This is a genomic window from Pseudomonas sp. HMSC076A11, assembly GCF_001810205.1.
Taxonomy (GTDB): Bacteria; Pseudomonadota; Gammaproteobacteria; order Pseudomonadales; family Pseudomonadaceae; genus Pseudomonas; species Pseudomonas aeruginosa.
In genome coordinates this window covers 30,542-52,334 of the sequence record NZ_KV800272.1, presented here as the reverse complement: position 1 = coordinate 52,334, position 21,793 = coordinate 30,542, and the positions used below count along the sequence as shown (strand labels likewise).

At 67.4% G+C, this 21,793-nt stretch carries 20 protein-coding genes; 10 read left to right on the top strand and 10 right to left on the bottom strand.

The window, feature by feature from the left end; translation table 11 throughout:
- The 4 genes from HMPREF2716_RS04715 to HMPREF2716_RS04700 all read right to left on the bottom strand — a co-directional run.
- On the bottom strand, positions 1 to 796 hold a 796-nt coding region (locus HMPREF2716_RS04715; RefSeq protein WP_043233208.1), incomplete at its 3' end, for a cbb3-type cytochrome c oxidase subunit I.
- Between the two features lie 346 nt (positions 797 to 1,142).
- Positions 1,143 to 2,066: a DUF808 domain-containing protein gene (locus tag HMPREF2716_RS04710; protein WP_003098208.1), complete on the bottom strand. Its 924-nt coding sequence runs from the start codon at positions 2,064 to 2,066 to the stop codon at positions 1,143 to 1,145.
- 115 nt (positions 2,067 to 2,181) lie between these two features.
- On the bottom strand, positions 2,182 to 3,009 hold the full coding sequence (locus HMPREF2716_RS04705) for an aminoglycoside phosphotransferase family protein (protein ID WP_003098209.1): 828 nt from the start codon (positions 3,007 to 3,009) through the stop codon (positions 2,182 to 2,184).
- Between the two features lie 8 nt (positions 3,010 to 3,017).
- Positions 3,018 to 3,905 carry a LysR family transcriptional regulator gene (locus HMPREF2716_RS04700; RefSeq protein ID WP_003098210.1) on the bottom strand — a complete coding sequence of 296 codons (888 nt, stop codon included), beginning with the start codon at positions 3,903 to 3,905 and terminating at the stop codon, positions 3,018 to 3,020.
- Positions 3,906 to 3,990: 85 nt separating this feature from the next.
- Between HMPREF2716_RS04700 and HMPREF2716_RS04695 the strand changes: the two genes are divergently transcribed.
- Positions 3,991 to 4,818, top strand: a complete 828-nt coding sequence (locus tag HMPREF2716_RS04695) for a class I SAM-dependent methyltransferase (protein ID WP_004343064.1) — start codon at positions 3,991 to 3,993, stop codon at positions 4,816 to 4,818.
- 21 nt (positions 4,819 to 4,839) lie between these two features.
- Here HMPREF2716_RS04695 and modC read toward each other — a convergent pair whose 3' ends face one another.
- From modC to HMPREF2716_RS04675, 4 genes are all read right to left on the bottom strand, one after another.
- Positions 4,840 to 5,925 (bottom strand): molybdenum ABC transporter ATP-binding protein, encoded by a 1,086-nt coding sequence (modC, locus tag HMPREF2716_RS04690; protein WP_003098212.1) that lies wholly within the window; start codon positions 5,923 to 5,925, stop codon positions 4,840 to 4,842.
- A gap of 1 nt (position 5,926) precedes the next feature.
- Positions 5,927 to 6,613 carry a molybdate ABC transporter permease subunit gene (modB, locus tag HMPREF2716_RS04685; RefSeq protein ID WP_003088068.1) on the bottom strand — a complete coding sequence of 229 codons (687 nt, stop codon included), beginning with the start codon at positions 6,611 to 6,613 and terminating at the stop codon, positions 5,927 to 5,929.
- Between the two features lie 12 nt (positions 6,614 to 6,625).
- On the bottom strand, positions 6,626 to 7,381 hold the full coding sequence (gene modA, locus HMPREF2716_RS04680) for a molybdate ABC transporter substrate-binding protein (protein WP_003098213.1): 756 nt from the start codon (positions 7,379 to 7,381) through the stop codon (positions 6,626 to 6,628).
- A gap of 115 nt (positions 7,382 to 7,496) precedes the next feature.
- Entirely contained in the window at positions 7,497 to 8,147 is a 651-nt protein-coding gene (locus HMPREF2716_RS04675; protein ID WP_003098214.1) for a TetR/AcrR family transcriptional regulator, read from the bottom strand.
- A gap of 133 nt (positions 8,148 to 8,280) precedes the next feature.
- On the opposite strand from HMPREF2716_RS04675, the gene fan1 reads away from it, so the two are divergent.
- The 8 genes from fan1 (at position 8,281) to lasA (ending at position 18,167) form a co-directional block, all read left to right on the top strand.
- Positions 8,281 to 9,960 (top strand): nuclease Fan1, encoded by a 1,680-nt coding sequence (gene fan1, locus HMPREF2716_RS04670; RefSeq protein WP_004343071.1) that lies wholly within the window; start codon positions 8,281 to 8,283, stop codon positions 9,958 to 9,960.
- On the top strand, positions 9,953 to 12,229 hold the full coding sequence (locus HMPREF2716_RS04665) for an ATP-dependent DNA helicase (RefSeq protein WP_070621828.1): 2,277 nt from the start codon (positions 9,953 to 9,955) through the stop codon (positions 12,227 to 12,229). Before fan1 ends, HMPREF2716_RS04665 begins: the two co-directional genes overlap by 8 nt.
- Before the next feature lie 89 nt (positions 12,230 to 12,318).
- Positions 12,319 to 12,528, top strand: a complete 210-nt coding sequence (locus tag HMPREF2716_RS04660) for a hypothetical protein (protein ID WP_003088087.1) — start codon at positions 12,319 to 12,321, stop codon at positions 12,526 to 12,528.
- A gap of 141 nt (positions 12,529 to 12,669) precedes the next feature.
- Positions 12,670 to 13,197: a type VI pilus biosynthesis protein gene (locus tag HMPREF2716_RS04655; RefSeq protein WP_003113617.1), complete on the top strand. Its 528-nt coding sequence runs from the start codon at positions 12,670 to 12,672 to the stop codon at positions 13,195 to 13,197.
- Positions 13,184 to 15,514, top strand: a complete 2,331-nt coding sequence (gene gspD / locus HMPREF2716_RS04650) for a type II secretion system secretin GspD (RefSeq protein WP_023518575.1) — start codon at positions 13,184 to 13,186, stop codon at positions 15,512 to 15,514. Before HMPREF2716_RS04655 ends, gspD begins: the two co-directional genes overlap by 14 nt.
- A gap of 167 nt (positions 15,515 to 15,681) precedes the next feature.
- Positions 15,682 to 15,921: an acyl carrier protein gene (gene acpP, locus HMPREF2716_RS04645; protein WP_003106681.1), complete on the top strand. Its 240-nt coding sequence runs from the start codon at positions 15,682 to 15,684 to the stop codon at positions 15,919 to 15,921.
- Between the two features lie 282 nt (positions 15,922 to 16,203).
- On the top strand, positions 16,204 to 16,629 hold the full coding sequence (locus HMPREF2716_RS04640; protein WP_003120217.1) for a hypothetical protein: 426 nt from the start codon (positions 16,204 to 16,206) through the stop codon (positions 16,627 to 16,629).
- A 281-nt stretch (positions 16,630 to 16,910) separates the two neighbouring features.
- Entirely contained in the window at positions 16,911 to 18,167 is a 1,257-nt protein-coding gene (gene lasA / locus HMPREF2716_RS04635; protein WP_003144675.1) for an elastinolytic metalloprotease LasA, read from the top strand.
- A gap of 114 nt (positions 18,168 to 18,281) precedes the next feature.
- Here the strand turns inward: lasA and HMPREF2716_RS04630 are convergent, their stop codons facing one another.
- Positions 18,282 to 19,073, bottom strand: coding sequence for an EcsC family protein (locus tag HMPREF2716_RS04630; RefSeq protein WP_003106675.1), 792 nt, complete (start codon positions 19,071 to 19,073; stop codon positions 18,282 to 18,284).
- A gap of 60 nt (positions 19,074 to 19,133) precedes the next feature.
- Positions 19,134 to 20,156 carry a transporter gene (locus HMPREF2716_RS04625; RefSeq protein ID WP_003088098.1) on the bottom strand — a complete coding sequence of 341 codons (1,023 nt, stop codon included), beginning with the start codon at positions 20,154 to 20,156 and terminating at the stop codon, positions 19,134 to 19,136.
- Between the two features lie 499 nt (positions 20,157 to 20,655).
- On the opposite strand from HMPREF2716_RS04625, the gene HMPREF2716_RS04620 reads away from it, so the two are divergent.
- Positions 20,656 to 21,793: Ig-like domain-containing protein (locus HMPREF2716_RS04620; RefSeq protein ID WP_141762304.1), on the top strand; the 1,138-nt coding region annotated here is incomplete at its 3' end.

Genomic DNA, 21,793 nt, shown 5'->3' with positions numbered 1-21,793 from the left:
TGTAGTGCAGGTGGTGCGGGCCGGCCCAGATGTAGATCGAGATGATCGCCCAGAAATGCACGATGGACAGGCGATAGGAGTAGATCGGTCGCCCGGCCTGCTTGGGCACGAAGTAGTACATCATGCCGAGGAAGCCGACCGAGAGGATGAAGCCGACCACGCTGTGCCCGTACCACCACTGGATCATCGCGTCGGTGGCGCCGGAATAGGCCGAGTAGGACTTGCCCAGGCTCACCGGCAGCAATGCGTGGTTCACCATATGGACCATCGCGGTGACGATGATGAAGGCGCCGTAGAACCAGTTGCCGACGTAGATGTGCTTCACCTTGCGACGGGCGATGGTGCCGAAGAACAGGTAGGCATAGACCACCCAGACGATCGCCATCCACAGCGCCAGCGGCCATTCCATCTCGGCGTATTCCTTGGAGGTGGTATAGCCCAGCGGGTAGCTGACGATCATCCCCACGATCGCCGCCTGCCAGCCCCAGAACACGAAGCGCGCCAGGGCATCGGAGATCAGCCGCACGCCGCTGGTGCGCTGCACCACGTAGAAGGAGGTGGCGAACAACGCGCTGCCGCCGAAGGCGAAGATCACCAGGCTGGTGTGGATCGGGCGGATGCGGCCGAAGCTGGTCCAGGGCAGGTCGAGGTTGAGCGCCGGCCAGACCAGTTGGGCGGCGATGAACACCCCCAGGCCCATGCCGAGGATGCCCCAGACCAGGGTCATCAAGGTGAACTGGCGGACGACGTCGTAGTTGTAGCCGTCCGGATCTTTTCTGCTATCCGTATCGTTCATGGTCGCTGGCACGCCGGGCCCCGGGGTCCGGCCGGCTGGCGAGCAGGCGCGACCCTCGGGTCCTCGTTGGGTTATCGGTATTTTTCTGGGTATCCCGTTGCCGGGTCGATGGAGTGCGGAGGTCGGATCTTCGTCTGGAAGGCTCGGAACAGACGGCTCATGGCACTGGTGGCCATTCTAGGAGGGGAGCTTTATTCGTCTCCAACGAATAATGTTGCTATTACAGTGCAAAATTATTGAATTGTAACGGAGGAGGACTTCCGGGGCAGGGCGCACAACCGCTTCGTGGGATGTGCGCCAGGGCGGCTATCCGCCCTCCGCGATGGCGCTGTCGGCGATGGCAGGCTCAGCCAGTCTTTTTCTTCTTCGGCAGCAGGCGCTTGACCAGCAGCACCCCCGCCAGCACCACGGCGCCGGCGACGATGCCGAACAGGAAGTTCAGCAGGGTCGGGGTGATCGCCGCCAGCAGCGGGCCCAGCGTGGCGATGCCGGCGACGCTCTGCGCGGCCTGTTCGATGGCGTGGTGGACCACCGGGATACCGTGGGTGAGGATGCCGCCGCCGACCATGAACATCGCCGCCATGCCGACCACCGACAGGCCTTTCATCAGGTATGGCGCGGTGCGCAGGATGGCGCCGCCGAGGCCTTGGGCAAAGCCGCTGTCGCGCCTGGACAGGTAGAGGCCGGCGTCGTCCAGCTTGACGATGCCGGCGACCAGGCCGTAGACGCCGATGGTCATCACCAGGGCGATGCCGACCAGCACCAGTACCTGGGTGGTGAAGCTGGACTCGGCGACGGTACCGAGGGTGATGGCGATGATTTCCGCGGAGAGGATGAAGTCGGTACGGATCGCGCCGCCGATCTTCTGCTTTTCCAGGGCGGCCACGTCGACATTGGCCGCCAGCGCTGCCTCGTCGGCGTGCTCGTCGTCATGGGGCAGGTATTTGTGGGCGATCTTCTCGAAGCCTTCGAAGCACAGGTAGGCGCCACCGAGCATCAGCAGCGGGATCACCGCCCAGGGCGCGAAGGCGCTGATCAACAGCGCGGCGGGGACGAGGATCGCCTTGTTCCGCAGCGAGCCCTTGGCTACCGCCCAGACCACCGGCAGTTCGCGGTCGGCGTTGACCCCGGTGACCTGCTGGGCGTTGAGGGCCAGGTCGTCGCCGAGGACACCGGCGGTCTTCTTCGCGGCGACCTTGGTCATCAGCGAGACGTCGTCGAGCACCGCGGCAATATCGTCGAGGAGGGTGAGGAGGCTGGCTCCGGCCATCTTGGGTTTCCTTACTGGGTGGTGGGCACCGCCATCTTGGCGGGGTGTGTATTTGACACCGGATCGCGGCGGCGGAACAGTGCCTCGCGTTGGAGCGCGGGAGCCGCCGCACAGTTCATTGCGCAGGCGTTCGAGCGAGGTTTGCCAGGGCCAGGCGGGCGATGGCCAGCTCGGCTTCGGTCTCCTCGCGGCTGCCGTCCTCGTCGAACCAGGCCGCCGAGAGTCCGGTCCAGGCCAGGATCCATTGCAGCAGGCGGCGGCGCTGCAGGCCGCTGGCGGCGATTACGATCTCCAGCTGGCGCTCGAAACGGCCGGGCGCCTGGGCGGTCTTCGCGTCGGGATTGGTGAACAGGTTGGCGTAGTCGTAGCCGCGCTCGCCGTAGAGCCGCTTGGGGTCGATGACTTGCCAGCCGCGCTCGCCGAAGTCGAGCACATTGCCGTGGTGGATGTCGCCATGCAGCGGGCGCTGTTCGCGAGCGGTCTCCAGCAGGTAGCGGGCGGCATTCGCGCAGTCGACGTAGAGCCCGCCGTAGCGGCGCTCGGCGGCATACAGCGAGTCGAACCAGCGCTCCAGCGGGGTCAGCTCTGGCAACGGACCCGGGCGCGGGGCATGGATGCGTTCGATGGCCTGGCAGAGGATACGCGTAGCCTCGTCGTCGTCGCCGCGCCTGACCATTTCCAGCAGCGAGCGCCCGCCGGTGGCACGCTCCATCAGCAGCGCCTGGTGGTCGTAGGCCAGCACCCTGGCCGCGCCCTGGCCGTCCCACCAGTTGAGCAGTACGTGGCCGAAACGCTCTTCTTCGGCACTGGATATCTTCAGCATCGCCGCTGCGCCGCGATGGCGCACCGGCAGCAGGCGGCTGCTGTGGGTGGCGAAGGGCTCGCCGTCGGGTTGCAACGCCCAGCGCTCGAGGTAGGGCGAGAAATCGAGGGATTCGTTCACGGTCGGTCTCAGGCGCCCAGGCGCTGCTGGATGAAGTCGAGGAAGCACTGGATGCGCAGCGCCAGTTGCGAGTTGCGATAGTAGACGGCGTGGATCGGTTGCCGGTATTCGCTCATCTGTTCGGCGAACAGCGGCACCAGGCGCCCATCCTGGATATCGCGGTCGGTCATGAAGCTGGCCAGGCAGGCGATGCCCTGGTGGCTCAGGGCCAGTTGGCGGAGCGTCTCGCCGCTGGAGGCAGAGATATCCGGCTGGATCTCCAGGCGATCGCCGTCGGCGTGCACCACCGGCCAGCGGTTGAGATGCTCGGGCTGGGTGAAGCCGAGCAGGGTGTGCCCTCGCAGCCCCTCGATGCTCGCCGGCGTGCCGTGGCGGGCCAGGTACTCCGGGCTGGCGAGGATGTGCAGGCGGCTGGCGCCCAGCGGCCGCGCGTGCAGGGTGGAGTCGCTGAGCGCACCGATGCGGATCGCCACGTCGGTGCGTTGCTCCAACAGGTCGATGATCAGGTCGTTGGTGTTGAGTTCGAGCTGGATGTCCGGGTACAGCCGGCGGAACTCGCCGATGTGCGGCACCACCGCGTGCAGCATGAAGGGCGAGGCGGCGTTGATCCGCAGGCGCCCGGCGGGGCTCTGCCGGCGCAGGGCCAGGCGTTCCTCGAGCGCCTCCATCTGCTGCAGGATCTGCCGTGCCTGGTCGAGGAAGTAGCGGCCTTCCTCGGTCAGCTCCATGCGCCGGGTGGTGCGGTTGAGCAGGGTGGTGCCGAGCTTGTGCTCGAGGCGCGAGAGGGTCCGGCTGACGGCCGAGGCGGTCAGTCCCATCTGTTCCGCGGCGGCGCTGATGGAACCGCTGTCGACTACACTGACGAAGCTTTGCAGTTCATCGGAGTTGGCTTTCATTCGTGACTCCAGGGCAATCATTGCCGAAGCATAGCGATGTTTTCGGCAAGGACTGAAGAGGCACGCGTGCCCGCAGGAGGTTTTCATGCCCGGCCACCGCATTACCCTCACCGGAGAAAAGCAGACGCTCCTGATCACCCTCTACGCCAAGGCGCTGGATAGCCGCCTGGACGATTCCATCCTCCATGACCGTTTCGCCGAGGCGGCGGTGCGGCAGATCGACTTCGACTTCTCCAGGGTCGCCCTCGGCAAGGGCAACGAACGGGCCCTGGCCATGCGCTCGCATTACTTCGACCAGGCCTGCCGCGAGTTCCTCGACCACCATCCCGAGGGGCAGGTGCTCAACCTCGGTTGCGGCCTGGACAGCCGTATCTACAGGGTCGACCCGCCGGCCGAGCTGCCCTGGTTCGACCTCGACTATCCGGAAGTCATGGACCTGCGCGAGCGACTCTACCCGCCGCGCGCCGGCGCCTATCGGGCGCTGCGCCACTCGGTGGACGACGACGGCTGGCTGCAAGGGGTGCCGCGCGAGCGGCCCGCCCTGGTCCTGGCCGAGGGGCTGATGCCTTATCTGCGGGAGTCCCAGGTGCGACGCCTGGTGGAACGCCTGGTCGACCACCTGGGTAGCGGCGAGCTGCTGTTCGACGGCTACGGCCGCCTCGGCATCATGCTGCTGCGCCTGTATCCGCCGCTGCGCGAGACCGGGGCGCAGGTGCATTGGAGCATCGACGACCCGCGCGAACTCGAGCGGTGGCATCCGGCCCTGCGTTTCATCGAGGAGGTCACCGACTATGACCCGCAGGACGTCGCCAAGCTGCCGCAGTCGTCGCGGCTGATGCTGCCGATCTACAACGGCTTCGCCTTCCTGCGGCGGATGGGCCGGCTGATCCGCTACCGTTGGCCCAGGGTCTAGGCGCCGCAGGCGAGGCCGGGGTCAGGCGAGCACCGCCACCGACTTGATCTGCGCCCACAACAGCTGGCCGGGTCGTAGTTGCAACTGGTCCCGCGAGTAACGGGTGATCCGCGCCAGCAGCGGATTGCCGCCGGCATCCAGGCGCACCAGGACGTGGGCCGCGGTGTCGGTATCGACCAATTCCAGGACCCGTACCGGCAGGCGGTTGAGGATGCTGCTCTGGGCGTCGTCGCGCAGGTTCAGGCTGACGTCGCGCGCCTGTACCTTGAAGCGCAGGCGCTTGCCGGGGGCCAGCGGGGCGTGGGCGACGCGCATTTGCAGCGCGCTGCCGGGCAGGACCAGGGTCAGCAGGCCGTAGGCCGGGTCGTGGTCGCTGACCGTGCCCTCGATCACCACCCCGGCGTCGTCGTCCAGCGCCAGCGGCAGGTCGACTCGCGCCAGGGTTTCGCCGATCGGCCCGCTGGCGCGGACCTTGCCGTTCTCCAGCAGCACCAGGTGATCGGCCAGGCGCGCCACTTCGTCTGGCGAGTGGCTGACATAGAGCACCGGGATGTCCAGTTCCTCGTGCAGGCGCTCGAGATAGGGCAGGATCTCGCCCTTGCGCTTCAGGTCGAGGGATGCCAGAGGCTCGTCCATCAGCAGCAGGCGCGGGCTGGTGAGGAGGGCCCGGGCGATGCCGACGCGTTGCTGCTCGCCGCCGGAGAGGCGTTCCGGCATGCGTTCCAGCAGGTGCTCGATGCCCAGCAGGGCGCAGGCCTGTTCCAGCTCGACGCGGCGTTCGGCGGCGGCGATGCGCTTGAGACCGAAGGCCAGGTTGCGCCGCACCGTCAGGTGGCGGAACAGGTTGGCATCCTGGAACACGTAGCCGAGGGCACGCCGGTGGGGCGCGACGAAGAGGTTGCGGCGGCTGTCCTGCCAGGTCTCGCCGTTGATCGTCACCTCGCCCTCGGCGGCCTTTTCCAGGCCGGCGATACAGCGCAGGCAAGTGCTCTTGCCGGAGCCTGAATGGCCGAACAGAGCGGTCACGCCACGACCGGGAAGAGCCAGGTCGATGTCCAGTTCGAAGCCGGGGTAGGCGCGGCGGAAGCGCAGGCGCAGGCCGTCCATCTCAGGCCCAGCCCGGCCGGCGGCGCCGGCCCGAATAGAGGGCGAGGAGGACGACGAAGGAGAACGCCACCATGCCGCCGGCCAGCCAGTGGGCCTGGGCGTATTCCATGGCTTCGACGTGATCGAATATCTGCACCGAGACCACGCGGGTTTTCTCCGGGATGTTGCCGCCGATCATCAGCACCACGCCGAACTCGCCGACGGTATGGGCGAAGCCGAGGATCGCGGCGGTGACGAAACCCGGCCGGGCCAGCGGCAGGACCACGCTGAAGAAACGGTCGACGGGGCTCGCGCGCAGGGTCGCGGCAGCCTCCAGCGGTTTTTCGCCGATCGCCTCGAAGGCGTTCTGCAACGGTTGCACGACGAAGGGCAGCGAGTAGAACACCGAGCCGACCACCAGGCCGGCGAAGGTGAAGGGCAGGGTGCCGAGACCGAGGCTCTGGGTGAGCTGGCCGATGAAACCGTTGGGACCCATGCTGACCAGCAGGTAGAAGCCGATCACCGTCGGCGGCAGCACCAGCGGCAGGGCCACCACCGCGCCGATCGGCCCCTTCAGCCAGGAGCGGGTGCGCGCCAGCCACCAGGCGATGGGCGTGCCGATCAGCAGCAGGAGGAGGGTGGTGAGCGAAGCCAGCTCGATGGTCAGCCAGATGGCCGCCAGGTCCGTACTGTCGAGTGGCAACGCCATGCAGGTCCCGCCTTAGAGTTCGTAGCCGTAGGACTTGATCAGCGCGACGGCCTTGGCGCCCTTCAGGTAGTCGACCAGGGCCTTGGCGGCGGCGTTGTCCTTGCCCTTGTTGAGGATGACCGCGTCCTGGCGGATCGGGTCGTGCAGCTCGGCGGGAACGATCCAGGCCGAGCCGGTTGCGACTTTACCATCCTTGTAGATCTGCGACAGGGCGACGAAGCCCAGTTCGGCGTTGCCGCTGGAAACGAACTGGTAGGCCTGGCTGATGTTCTGGCCTTCCACCAGCTTCGGCCCGAGCGTGGCGGCGAGGCCGAGCTTGTCCATCGCCTGGGTGGCGGCGAGGCCGTAGGGCGCGGTCTTCGGGTTGGCGATGGACAGGTGCCTGAAGCTGCCACTCTTCAGCACCTCACCCTTGGCGTCGACGTAGCCGGCCTTGGGCGACCAGAGTGCCAGGGTGCCGATGGCATAGGTGAAGCGCGAGCCGGGCACGATCTCGCCTTCCTGCTCCAGTTTCGCCGGAGTGCTGTCGTCGGCGGAGAGGAAAACCTGGAACGGCGCGCCGTTCTTGATCTGCGTATAGAACTGGCCGGTGGCGCCGTAGGCGGCGACCAGCCTGTGCCCGGTGTCTTTCTCGAATTCCTTGGCGATGGCCTGGATCGGCGCGGTGAAGTTGGCCGCGACGGCGACCTGCACCTCGTCGGCGCTGGCGGCCAGGGATACGGCGCTGGCGAGGAGGGCGAGCAATAGCTGGGGCAGGCGGGTGGTCATGGAGTGCTCCTGTGGGGGGCGAACGAAGTTGGCGGACGGGGCTGGCGCAAGCTTAGGGGTTCGCTATAGCTTTTGGAATATAGCGCTACGCGGAAATTGATCCGGCGCAAGTCGCTCAGCCGGCCAGCGCGCGGAAACGCCGACGCGGCGCGGCCTCGCCGGGGAGTGCCAGGCAGCCGGCGCAGACCAGGCGGACGATGTTTTCCGCCGCCTGCCGGTAGTCGCTTGCGTCCAGCCCGGCCTGGCCGGTGAGGCGCGCCAGTTGCCAGCCGCCAAGGGCATAGGACTCGGTCATCGCCCACAGGTTGAGCAGCAGGTGGTACGGATCCAGCGGCGCCAGCAGGCCTTCGTCGATCCACTGGCGGATGCGCTCGGCGTTGCGTTCCGCCTGGGCGTCGAGGCGTTCCAGCAGCGGCGCCGGCATGCGCGGCGCGCCGCGCATGATCTCGCAGGAGAAGACCCTGGCCGCGTGCGGCCGCTCGGCGCCGATGCGCATCTTGTTGTCGACGTAGGCGCGTAGCGCCTCGGCGGGCGGCTGGTCGCCGGCGAATGGCCGGGAGGCTTCCAGCAGGGGCTCGACGATGCTGTCCAGCACCGCCTCGTAGAGTTGCGCCTTGGAGCGGTAGTAATAGAGCACGTTGGCCTTCGCCACGCCGGCGCGCTCGGCGACGTCGCTGAGCCGGGCGGCGCTGAAGCCGCAGTCGGCGAAGACTTCGCAGGCGGCGTCGAGGATCAGTTGCAGGTTGCGTTGGCGGATCTTCTTCATCGGGACCGATACGGGGCAGGTTTCGTTGTTAATATTTTTATATAACGAACGCCTTGTGCCTGGATAGTCGTCGTCAGGCCGGCGACGCTTGATCGGATGCGCATTGCCAAGCCGTGGGGGCGCTGGTATCTGTATGCATGAACAGTACCAGGCTCCGCTTCCCGTGAATTCCCCAGCGCTTCCCGAACCCTTCTACTACCTGCACAACTTCCGCGCGGTGCTCGCCTGGATCGGCGAACGCTATGCCGATCTGCTCGACGATCAGGAACGTGCCTTCATCGCCGCGTTCGCCGAGCTGCCCGAGGCCAGCCAGGCCCTGCTGGTGCGCATGGTGATGCGCAAGGGCACGCTGTTCCGCGAAGGCAAGCTGGCCTATGCCGAGATCGGCGACACGCGCGCCGCCGTACAACCGCTGTTGGCATTGGGCTGGGTGGACGCGCAGCCGACCCTGGAACTGGCGCAACTGTTCGGCTTGCTGAGGAAGGACGAATTGTCGCAGCTGTTCAGGGACCATCTCGGGCGCGCGAACCTGCGCAAGGATGCGTTGCTGGAACGGCTCCAGCCGTTGTTCCCCGAGGCGCGGCGGCTCGCCGAGTGGCAGGCCGACTTCGCCGAACCGGTCTACGAGTTGCGCTGCATGGCGCTCTGCGACCGCTTGCGGTTGATGTATTTCGGCAACCTGTGGCAGGACTGGTCGGAGTTCGTCCTTGCCGACCTGGGTATCTATCGTTACGAAAGCGTCGAGTTTTCCGCCGACTCCCGCGGCTTTCGCCTGCGCGCCGACGTCGACGCCTATCTCCACCTGTTCGACTGCCGCCAGCGCTTCGACCTCGGCGAGCCGCTGGAGGAACTGCTCGCCGGCCTGCCGGGCGAACCCTACGCCAATCCCTGGCTGGAAGGGCGGCGGGTCAAGCTGCTGTTCCAGTTCGCCCAGCACTGCGAAAAGCAGCGGGATTTCGACCTGGCCCAGCGGCTCTATCGCCAATCCAGCCACCCCGGCGCGCGCCTGCGGGCGATTCGCAGCCTGGAACGCGGCGAGCGCTTCGCCGAAGCCCATGCATTGGCGCGGGAGGCCAGCTGTGCGCCGGAAAGCGACGCCGAACGCCAGGGCCTGGCCCGATTGCTGCCGCGCCTGCAAGGCAAGCTCGGCCTGCCGCGACAGGCGCGGGCGGCGGCTCCTGAAATCGACCGCCTGGACCTGTGCCTGGCGTACCCGAGCGAACCCTGTAGCGTCGAGTGGGCGGTTCGCGAGCACCTGGAAGAGCCCGGTTGCGCGGTGCACTACGTCGAGAACGGCCTGATCAATTCGCTGTTCGGGCTGCTCTGCTGGGAGGCGATCTTCGCCGCCATTCCCGGGGCGTTCTTCCATCCCTTCCACAGCGCGCCGGCGGACCTGCACAGCGCCGACTTCCGCCAGCGCCGCGCCGCCCTGTTCGAGGCCTGCCTGGGACGGCTGGAGGACGGCAGCTACCGCGACGCGATCCGCTGTCGCTACCGCGACAAGTTCGGCATGCAGTCGCCCTTCGTCTACTGGGAACTGCTTGGCGAGGAACTGCTCGAACAGGCGCTCGATTGCCTGCCGGCGGCCCACCTGCGCGCCTGGTTCGAACGCCTGCTGGAGGATATCCCGGGCAACCGCGCCGGCCTGCCGGACCTGATCCAGTTCTGGCCGGCGCAGCGGCGCTACCGGATGGTCGAGGTCAAGGGACCGGGCGACCGCCTGCAGGACAACCAGTTGCGCTGGCTGCAATTCTGCCGCGAGCGGGAGATGCCGGTGGCGGTCTGCTACGTGCGCTGGCATGTCGATGACTGAGCAGGGCGGCGAGGCGCTGTACCAGGTGGCGGTGCGCGCGCTTTGCGAGTTCAGCGCCAAGCGCGGCGACCTCGACCTGCGCTTCACCCCGTCGCCCAGCGCCCTGGAAGGCATCGCCGGACATACCCTGGTGACCTCCCGGCGCCCCGCTCACTACCAGCGCGAAGTGGCGCTGGACGGACGCTACCGTCACTTGCAGGTGCGCGGCCGGGCGGATGGCTACGATCCGCAGGCGAACTGCCTGGAGGAAATCAAGACCCACCGCGGCGACCTCGCCCTGCAACCGGCCAACCACCGGCACCTGCACTGGGCCCAGGCCAGGGTCTACGGCTGGCTGCTCTGCGCCGAACGGAAGCTGGAGGAAGTCGAACTGGCGCTGGTCTACCTGGAGGTCGGCAGCCAGAAGGAGACCCGCTTCGTCGAGCGGGTGCGGGCTGACGAGCTGCGGCTGTTCTTCGAGAGCCAGTGCCAGGCGTTTCTCGCCTGGGCCGAGCAGGAACTGGCGCACCGCCAGCGGCGCGACCGCGAACTGGCCGCGTTACGCTTTCCCCACGCCGAATTCCGCCACGGCCAGCGGCAACTGGCGGAGGCGGTGTACAAGGCCGCCTCCGCCGGTTGTTGCCTGATGGCCCAGGCGCCGACCGGGATCGGCAAGACCATCGGCACGCTGTTCCCGCAACTCAAGGCGATGCCCGGGCAGCGCCTGGACCGGCTGTTCTTCCTGGCCGCCAAGACCCCGGGCCGGGCCCTAGCGCTGCATGCCCTGCGCAGCCTGGAAGGGGAGACCGGCGGACTGCCGGTGCGGGTGCTGGAACTGGTGGCGCGGGACAAGGCCTGCGAGCACCCGGACAAGGCCTGCCACGGCGAGTCCTGTCCCCTGGCCCAGGGCTTCTACGAACGCCTGCCGGCGGCCCGCTCCGCCGCCGTGGAGGCGCGCTGGCTGGACCAGGCGCGGTTGCGCGAGGTGGCGCTGGCGCACCGGGTCTGTCCCTACTACCTGGGCCAGGAACTGGCGCGCTGGTGCGACCTGGCGGTGGGCGACTACAACTACTACTTCGATCTCGGCGCCATGCTCCATGGCCTGGCCCAGGTCAACCAGTGGCGGGTGGCGGTACTGGTGGACGAGGCGCACAACCTGGTGGAGCGCGGCCGGCGGATGTATTCCGCCGAACTCGACCAGGGCGATTTCCTCGGTGTGCGCAAAACCGCCCCGGAGGCCCTGAGGAAACCGCTGGAGCGCATCCAGCGTGCCTGGAACGAACTGGCCAAGACCCAGGCGGACGACTACCAGGCCTACGACGAGCCTCCGCAGAAGCTGCTCCTGGCCTTGCAGAACGCGGTGGCGGCGATCAACGACCTGCTCGCCGAGCAACCGCAGGCGCTGGAGCCGGCGTTGCAGGAGTTCTACTTCGCGATCCTGCAGTTCGGCCGTCTCGCCGAACTGTTCGGCGAGCATTCGCTGTTCGACATCGAGAAGCGCCCAGGCCGCAACGGCCGCAGCCTGGCCCGGCTGTGCCTGCGCAACGTGGTGCCGGCGGCGTTTCTCGCCGAGCGCTTCGCCGCCAGCCGCTCCACCGTGCTGTTCTCCGCTACCCTCGGGCCGCGCGACTATTACGCCGACCTGCTCGGCCTGCCGGCGGGCACGCCCTGGCTGGAAGTGGACGCGCCATTCAGCGCCGAGCAACTGGAGGTGCACATACAGCGTCGGGTTTCCACGCGCTATGCGCAGCGCCAGGCATCCCTGGCGCCCATCGCAGCGATTCTCGGCGAGCAGTTTCGCCAGCGGCCGGGCAACTACCTGGCCTTCTTCAGCAGCTTCGATTACTTGCAGCAGGCGCTGGACGTCTTCCGCCAGGCATACCCGTGGGTGCCATGCTGGAGCCAGACGCCACGGATGGACGAGGCGGAGCGCCGGGTCTTCCTCGAGCGCTTCGTCGCGGGCGGCGAGGGCATCGGCTTCGCCGTGCTCGGCGGTGCCTTCGGCGAAGGCATCGACCTGCCTGGCGAGCGCCTGATCGGCGCCTTCATCGCCACCCTCGGGTTGCCCCAGGTGAATCCGGTGAACGAGCAGATCCGCCTGCGCATGCAGCGCCTGTTCGGTGACGGCTACGACTACACCTACCTGTATCCGGGACTGCAGAAGGTGGTCCAGGCCGCCGGGAGGGTGATCCGCAGCCGCAGCGATCGCGGCGTGGTGCACCTGATCGACGACCGTTTCGCCCAGGCCAAGGTGCGCCGGTTGCTGCCGGGCTGGTGGCAACTGCGTTGACCCGTGGCGATACGCCGGCAGGTGCTGCCGGACAGCCGGACAGCCATGTATAATCGCGTCCCCACGATTTCCCCCGATCCGGATACGCCATGGCTTCCGCTCCCGACGCTCTTCCCCAGGCCCTTTCCTCCGACGACGCTCCGGCCCAGGCCGCGCCGAGCGACGCCAGCGCGTTGCTGAAGGCCGCCCTGGCGAAGAAGAACCAGGCCCAGCTCTATCCGCAGCGGAAGATCCACGACAAGGGCCAGCGTCCCGGCATGGCGCCGCGCGGTACCCGTCGTTCGATGGGCAAGCGCTGAGGCCTTTCCCGCGCCTGGCGTTTTGTGGGCCAGTTCCCGCCACGAAGGATCAAAGCGGGCAGCCTTAACAGTTTTGCCCTTTCGCGGCCGTAGGCCGCAGCCCCATCCCTTATGCTCGCCGCCCCTGGGCGAGCCGCGTCGATGCAGCGCGCCCGTTTGCCGGAATCCGCCTGCTGCATGTCGCGTCACCTTCCATCGTCTTTCGTTTCCCTGCGCAGCCTGGCCGGGCATGCGCCCGCTGTGCTTTGCGTGCTGCTGCTGGCGTTGCTCAGCGCCAGCCTGGCCAGCCAGACGCGCTCGCTGCGCCGCGAGCTGGCGGAATTGCCCGCCGCAGCGGCCCCGGCGCCGCCAGCCAACCCTTCAGCGGCCCCGCGCGCGGCGTTAGCCGGCTTGTTCGGTGGCGCTCCGTCGCCGCGCGGCGCGACGGCGGGCGAGCGTCTGCAATTGCGCCTGCTGGCCTGCTTCCTGGCGCGTCGCGAGGACCGCTCGGCGGCGCTGATCGCGGTGGCCGGGCGCTCGCAGCGCTTCCTGCCGGGCGCCGAAGTGCGCCCCGGCACCGTGCTGCTGGCGGTTCATCGCGACCATGTGGTGCTGCGCGACCAGGGTTATGAAGAACGTCTGTATTTCCCCAAAGCCGAAGGGGCAGAAACCACCCATGCCACGTTGTAGTACCCGTTCCGCCCAGCGCCTGTCTCCGCTGTTCCTGGTCCTGTCGCTGGCCGTCCTCGGCCTGGCGCCGCCGGTCCATCCGGCACCTGCCGAGACTGCCGCCGCGCAAGAGGAAGAGCAGTGGACGATCAACATGAAGGATGCCGAGATCGGCGACTTCATCGAGCAGGTATCGAGCATCAGCGGCCAGACCTTCGTCGTCGATCCGCGGGTGAAGGGGCGGGTCACGGTGGTATCCCAGGCGCGGCTCAGCCTGGCGGAGGTCTACCAACTATTCCTTTCGGTGCTCGCCACCCACGGCTACGCGGTGCTGCCGCAGGGCGACCAGGCGCGTATCGTGCCGAACATGGAGGCACGCCAGGCCGCCGCGCAGAAGACCGTCCGCGATGGGCCGGGCAGCCTGGAGACGCGGGTGGTCCAGGCGCAGCAGACCTCGGTGGCGGAACTGATCCCGATGATCCGGCCGCTGGTCCCGGCCCATGGCCATCTGGCCGCCGTACCGTCGGCCAACGCGCTGATCGTCAGCGACCGCCGCGCCAACATCGAGCGCATCGAGGCGATCGTGCGCAGCCTCGACCGGGCCGGCGAACATGACTACAGCATCTACGACATGCGCCATGCCTGGGTCGCGGAAATCGCCGAGGTGCTCGATCGCAGCGTCACCCCGGCCGCCGGGAAGAGCGCCGCCACCGTCCAGGTCCTTGCCGACAGCCGCAGCAACCGCCTGGTCCTGCTCGGTCCGCCGCAGGCGCGAGCGCGCTTGCTGCGGCTGGCGCAGTCGCTCGACGTCCCCTCGTCGCGGTCGGCGAACAGCCGGGTGATCCGCCTGCGCCATGGCGACGCCAAGACCCTTGCCGCCACCCTCGGGGAGATCGGCGAATCGCTGCACGGCGAGCGAGGCCAGGATGGCCGGGGAAGCGGCAAGCGCGGCCTGCTGGTGCGCGCCGACGAATCGCTGAATGCCCTGGTGATCCTCGCCGACCCGGAGGATGTCGGCCTGCTCGAGGACATCGTCCGCCAGCTCGACGTGCCGCGCGCGCAACTGCTGGTGGAGGCGGCGATCGTCGAGCTGTCCGGCGAGATCGGCGACGCCCTCGGGGTGCAATGGGCGCTGCGTAGCGGGCATGTCGCCGGCGGCGCTGGCTTCGCCGACAGCGGGTTGTCCATCGGCACCCTGCTGGGCGCGTTGCAGGCCGGCAAGCCGCCGGCAGAGCTGCCCGACGGTGCGATAGTCGGCCTCGGCAGTCGCGATTTCGGCGCGCTGGTCACCGCGCTGAGCCGCAATAGCCGCAGCAACCTGCTGTCGACGCCGAGCCTGCTGACCCTGGACAACCAGAAGGCGGAAATCCTGGTCGGCCAGAACGTGCCGTTCCAGACCGGCAGCTACACCACCAGCGCCAGCGGTTCGAGCAATCCGTTCACCACTGTCGAGCGCAAGGATATCGGGGTGACCCTCAAGGTCACGCCGCACATCGGCGAGGACCGCATGCTGCGCCTGGAGATCGAGCAGGAAATATCCTCCATCGCGCCAACCGCCACCCTGGCGGCGAAGGCGGTGGACCTGGTGACCAACAAGCGCTCGATCAAGAGCACCGTACTGGCCGACGACGGCCAGGTCATCGTCCTCGGCGGACTGATCCAGGACGACCTGCTGCGCAGCGATTCGCGGGTACCGCTGCTGGGCGACATCCCCGGCGTCGGCCGGCTGTTCCGCTCGTCCCGCGAGACCCGGGTGAAGCGCAACCTGATGGTCTTCCTGCGCCCGAGCATCGTCCGCGATGCCGCCGGCCTGGAGCGCATCAGCCATGGCCGTTACCGTTCCATCCAGTTGCTGCGCGGTGTCGCCGGCGAACCGGCGCGCCCGCTGTTTGAGGATGCCGGCGCCATCGACCTGCGTCCCGCCGCCCAGGTCGCACCGGCACCTATTGGCTCGCCGCGCAGCTATCCGGCTCCAGCCCCGGTGCTGATGGAGAAGCCGCGCCTGGCGGACCCGGCGTCCCTGGGCGACGGTCGCGGCGGCGAGGTACCGGAGGTTCGCCAGGGCACGCACGCGCCGCAGCCGCCGTCACCCCAGCGCTACGCCGTGCGATTGGTCGAGGGCAGCAGCGAAGCCTTCATGCGCGCGCTGATCGAGCGGCATCCGGGTCTGTCGTTGCGTTTGCGCCGCGAACTGCGCGATGGCCAGGAGCTGTTCGCGGTGGAACGGGGCGACTACCTCGACCCGGAGCAGGCACGCCGGGCCCTGGCGGAACTGCCCGAAAGCCTGCCGCGAGGGAAGGCGCGGGTGATTGCGCATACGCCGGGAAGCGCCCTGTGACGGACTTCGAATCCTCGCGTCGCGCTCCGTCCACCGGATTGTCCGGCGCGCTGCGGCGGCCGCGCTCCAGCGCAGCGCCACTGCCAGATCTGGCAGTTGTCGCTGGCGGGGACGGAGGCTTTAGTAGCCGCACTTTTTTCCAGGGCCGGGCAGTGGGACCGCAATGCATGGACGACATCGAGACCAGAGTGAGGAAACTGGTAGCCGCCCGGTTCGGCGTGGAGGAATGCGACATCCGGCTGGACAGCGACTTCCGTAACGACTTCGGTGCCGAGTCGCTCGAGGTAGTCGAACTGGTCATGGCCCTGGAAGCGGAGTTCGGCGTCGAGATCGCCGATGACGATGCGGAACGGATCGAGACCGTGCGCCAGGCCATCGACTATCTCGAGGAAGCCGTGCCGACCTGACTCCCCCTGGACCACCGGCCGATGCCGTGGTCATTCCCTGCGAAACGCTGTGCGCCACCTCCCGCCCGTGCCGGCGGCAAGGTGCGCGACGTCCCGCGCTTCGATTACGCCGGATCGTCCAGCCCGCCCCGGGCCGATCCGGCTTTTTTTTGCCCGCCGCCGCGATTGCGAGGCGGCCGCCGTCGGTTGGATTTCCTGAATCTTCCCGCGCCTCGCCGGTCGACCGAACAAGGGCAGCGTGCCATTCCCGGCGCGTGCCCGCCATTCGTAACGGAGGTCGTCATGGCTACACGACGGAAAACAACACCCCAGGAAATCGATGATATCCAGGACCGCATGGGTTCGATGCGCGAGCTCGATTTCGACGAGCGCCGCCAGGCGCGTAAGGCGCGGATCGGCGACGAGCGGCCCGAGGCCGAGGTGGAGGCCGAATTTTCCTCGCGGCGGGTACGCGAGGCGGGCCACGCTGGCGGGCAGCCGGACGAGGACGATGGTTACCAGGATAACGTCGGCATGGACGATCTGGCGCCGGAAACCCTGATCGACGAAAGCGGCGCCCGCTCGCCGGCCGAGCGCGGCGGCGAATCGCCCGCGGACAAGCGCCTGAGGGTCGTGCATGGCAACGAGATCGGAGCCGGCCACGGCCTCGACGAGGCCGAGCTGGCGCGTCGTGATCCGCTCGACGGTTCCTCCGACGAGGAACGCTGAGCGCGCAGACTGTATCGAAGTATTTCCGACGCCTGGCGTTCTGTGATCGATTCGGCTCGGTTGGAGTGCGCTGCCGCACGCTTTACAGCCGGACGGAGCGGGGCACCGGATCTACTGCAAAAGCTGATAGTTGTCTTCCCGGGTGACGGCGTTGCACGGTCCTGCGGCGTGCAACCCGGCCTGGGCGAAATACCGGCGGAGCGGACCAGGCTATCCCGTCGGAGGCGATGTCGCCGGGCTGCTGGCTTTCAAGGTTTCCCTTCGATGACCAGGAGCTACCCATGCAGCACAAAAGATCCCGCGCGATGGCGAGTTCGCGCTCGCCGTTCCTCTTCGTCTTGCTGGCGCTCGCCGTGGGCGGTACGGCCAATGCCCATGACGATGGCCTGCCGGCCTTCCGCTATTCGGCGGAGTTACTCGGCCAGTTGCAACTGCCCAGCGTGGCCCTGCCGCTGAATGACGACCTGTTCCTCTACGGTCGCGACGCCGAGGCGTTCGACCTCGAGGCCTACCTGGCCTTGAACGCGCCGGCGCTGCGCGACAAGAGCGAATACCTGGAGCACTGGAGCGGCTACTACAGCATCAACCCGAAAGTGTTGTTGACCCTGATGGCCATGCAGTCCGGGCCGTTGGGGGCGCCGGACGAGCGCGCCTTGGCGGCGCCGCTGGGGCGGCTGTCGGCGAAACGCGGCTTCGATGCCCAGGTACGCGACGTGTTGCAGCAGTTGTCGCGGCGCTACTACGGTTTCGAGGAATACCAGTTGCGCCAGGCGGCTGCGCGCAAGGCCGTCGGCGAGGACGGCCTGAACGCGGCATCGGCCGCGCTGCTCGGTCTGTTGCGAGAGGGGGCGAAGGCCTCCGCCGTGCAAGGCGGCAATCCGCTCGGCGCCTACGCGCAGACCTTCCAGCGCCTGTTCGGCACCCCGGCCGCCGAACTCCTGCAGCCGCGCAACCGCGTGGCCCGGCAACTCCAGGCGAAGGCCGCGCTGGCGCCGCCATCCAACCTGATGCAATTGCCCTGGCGCCAGGGCTATTCCTGGCAGCCCAACGGAGCGCATTCGAACACCGGCTCGGGTTATCCGTACTCGTCCTTCGATGCGTCCTACGACTGGCCGCGCTGGGGCAGTGCGACCTACAGCGTGGTCGCCGCCCACGCCGGTACGGTACGGGTGCTGTCGCGCTGCCAGGTACGGGTGACCCACCCCAGCGGCTGGGCGACCAACTACTACCATATGGACCAGATCCAGGTGAGCAACGGCCAGCAGGTCAGCGCCGACACCAAGCTCGGCGTCTATGCCGGCAACATCAACACCGCGCTCTGCGAGGGTGGCAGCTCCACCGGACCGCACCTGCATTTCTCGCTGCTCTACAACGGCGCCTTCGTTTCCCTGCAGGGCGCCAGCTTCGGTCCGTACCGGATCAACGTCGGCACCAGCAACTACGACAACGACTGTCGCCGCTACTATTTCTACAACCAGAGCGCCGGCACCACCCATTGCGCTTTCCGTCCGTTGTACAACCCCGGCCTGGCGCTCTGAGTCGGCGCGGGGCCCGGCTCCAGCCGGGCTCCGCCGCGAGCGAAACGGCGCTGAACAGCTGGCGCGTCGCTGCCGCCGCGCCCGGCGCCAGGCTGACCGCGTGGGCCGGCATGCTCAGCCGCGCCGGGGCAGCAGGGCGTAGGCGTCGCGAACCACATCCTTGCCGTAGTGGCGTTCCAGGCGGCGGACGACGAAGTGACCGCGCGCCATGGCCTGGAAATGGTTCATGAACACCGTGTTGATCGCCGCGCCGCCGAGGGCACCGACGATGGGCACGATCTGCGCCGCAAGCTTTTCCGAATACTGCACGCCCAGGCGCTCGGCGACCTTGCGCACCAGGGCCAGGAGCATCGGCGCGGCCTTCTTGCTGCCGGCGTCCTTGCCGAGGAAGTCGGCGGCCGCCTTGACCTGCTGGGCCAGCGCCGTACGCACCGCGTAGTAGCCGGACTCCGACGCGTCGTCCGAGGCGGATTTGCCGCCGAGGGCGAAGACTTCGATACAGGCCATCAGGGTGTCCATGTCCCTGATCGACTCGCCCTCGCTGCGCGCGATGTCGGCGATGGAACGGAAGATGATGCCGGTGGTGACCGGCACCTCGACCAGCATCGCCAGCGGCCCGAAGAAGCCGCCGACGCCACCGGAAACGGCGGCGCCGAGGGTATGCAGGCGGTTCGCCGGCTGACCGCTGGCGTTTTCCTGGAGGGTGGCGGTGGCCGAGCGGGCGACTTTCAGCAGCGCTCCCTCGATCACCGAACCGAGCTTCTCGTTGACCTTCCGCGGCAACTTCTTCAGGCCATATTCGATCGGCGTGCCCAGCAGGCTGGTGAGTTGCGCGGTGAGTCCAGGGTTTTCCAGCAGGTTCTTGGCGGCCTGGAGTTGCTTGAGATCGGCGGGGGAAAGGCTCATGGAAGGTCCGGCTGACGGTGGTCGGTCAACCTAACCACTGTCCGCCGGCGTTGTCCACGCTCAATAGTCGCCGCGTTTGCGGAAGGCCCAGCGGCCGGCAAGGAAGGTGAAGCTGGCGACCAGCACGAGCATGATCCAGAAGCCTTCAGGATCGTCGGCGAAGGGAATCCCGCCGACGTTCATGCCGAAGAAGCCGGCGACGATGTTGATCGGCAGGGCCAGCACCGTGACCATGGTCAGGGTGAAGAGGATGCGGTTGTTCTGTTCGTTGAGCTTGGCCGCGATCTCTTCCTGCAGCAGCTTGATCCGTTCGCCCAGGGCGGTCAGGTCGCTGATCACCAGGGAGAACTCCTCGGTGGCTTCGCGCAGCTCCCGCAGGTCGGCATCCTGTAGCCATTCCGGCGGTCGGTTGAGCAGGCGCAGCAGCGAACCGGGCTCCAGCGCCAGCAGGCGTTGCAGGCGTACCAGCACGCGCCGCATGGCGCCGAGGTCGGCGCGGTTGGCGGAGAGGCGCAGGGCCAGTAGCTGGTCCTCGATGCGGTCCACTGCGACGCTGGTTTCGCGGACGATCTGGGTCAGCACGTCGCCCTGGTCGCGCAACAGGTGGATCAGCAACTGCAGGGGCGAACGGAAAGGTTCGCCGTGCTTCACCGAAGAGCGCAGCTTGTCCACCGAGCGCAGCGGTTGTGCTCGTGCACTGACCAGCAGCCGGCCGCGGGCGCAGACCCACAGGGTGGCCACGTCCGAGGAGACCAGGCCGAAGTTGAAGACCACGTCGTTGACCACTGCCAGCAGCGCCGAGTCGACGTGTTCGATGCGCGTCGAGCGCGAGCCTTCGCGCAGGCTTTCGAAGAAATACTCCGGCAGTTCCAGATGCTTCTTCATCCAGCGCTCGCAGGCGGCATGGGCGAGGTTCAGGTGCAGCCAGAGGAACTCGTCCGGCGCCTCCTCGCGAGCCTGCCGCAGGCAGGCGAGGGCGGTAGCCGAGTCGATTTCCCGCCCCGCTTCGCCGGGGCGGAAACGGAAACCGTAGATCAGGCCGAACAGGTCGGCGTCCTGGGGCGGGGAGATACCGTGATGCATGGTCGCTCGCGGGAGAGGATCGGTTGGATAACTTGGCATCGTGACGATGACGCTTTGATTGCAGGACGATGAAGGCCGCTTCGCGGGATGCCCGGCGATGCTTTCCGTTGGAACTGTCGGGGGCGTCTTGCCGTCGCCTCGCGCCGACGAACTACGAGGTGCCGGGAAGTGCTATTTCATTTCTCCCGGTATTTTATGAAATACGCATCGTAGAGTTATGATATTTGCCCGCTGGGTTATTGAGTCGATTTGCCGTGCCAGGTGATGGGGTTGTTTATAAAGTATTATAACTTTTTGATTATATATTGTTTATCAATTAGATAGACGTGTGATGGCTAAATGGCTGCATGTTTTCCAGGGGTTATCTAAATTGAATTTTTCATGGGGGTTTTCTTAGTCGTTATATATAAAGTCAGACTCGCCTTTTATTTAAAAGCTGCTATTTCTGGATTACATGGTGCGGCCGTTCGGTCGCTGCTTGACAAGAGGAATGTCGGAAATGTCGATCCAGGCGAAAGTTACCCCTATCGATCAGAGTATTTCTTCTGCGGCTGCCGTCGAGGTTCCGGAAAACGGGATACTCAAACTCTCCCAGAGCAGTAATATCGCGCTCGATGTCGCACCGGAGTCGGTGGCGGGATACTCGAAGAGCGGTTCGGACCTGATCGTCCAGCTGAAGACCGGGGAAAGCGTCCGGATCGCCAACTTCTATGCGGAAGGCCAGCCTTCCAGCCAGCTGTTCCTGGCCGACAAGGACAAGCTGGTGGCGGTAGACCTGCCGCCGGTCGCCGCCGACGGGCCGCTGATGGCCGGCTACATCCCGCAGGAAAGCCTGGCCGGTTTCGAGTCGCTGACCGGCGCCGGTGTGCTCGGTGGCATGAGCGCAGGGACTGCGCTGCTGGTCGGTGCGGCGGCCATCGGCGCCGGGGTGGCGATTTCCAACAGCAGCGGTGGCGGTGGCGGCGGCGGTTCTTCGGTGCCCCCGGACACCACTCCGCCGAAGGCGGCCAGCGGCCTGAAGATAGCGCCTGACGGCAGCAGCATCAGCGGCCAGGCCGAGGCCGGCGCGAGCGTCGGCATCGATACCAATGGCGACGGCAAGCCGGACCTCACCGTGATCGCCGATGCCAACGGCAATTTCACCGCTCCGCTGAACCCGCCGCTGACCAATGGCCAGACGGTCACCGTGGTGGTCACCGACCCGGCTGGCAACGCCAGCCCGCCGGCCCAGGTCACCGCTCCGGACACCACCGCCCCGGCGCCGGCTACCGACGTGCAGGTGACGCCAGGCGGCAGCAGCGTCATCGGCAAGGCCGAACCCGGCTCGACGGTGGGCGTCGATACCGACGGCGACGGCCAGCCGGACACCACCGTGGTGGTCGGCCCCGGCGGCAGCTTCGAGGTTCCGCTGAACCCGCCGCTGACCAATGGCGAGACGGTGACGGTGATCGTTACCGACCCGGCCGGCAACAACAGCACCCCGGTGACCGTCGAGGCGCCGGACACCACCGCCCCGGCGCCGGCCACCGACGTGCAGGTGGCGCCGGACGGCAGCAGCGTCACCGGCAACGCAGAGCCGGGCGCCACCGTCGGTGTCGACACTGACGGCGACGGCCAGCCGGACACCACCGTGGTGG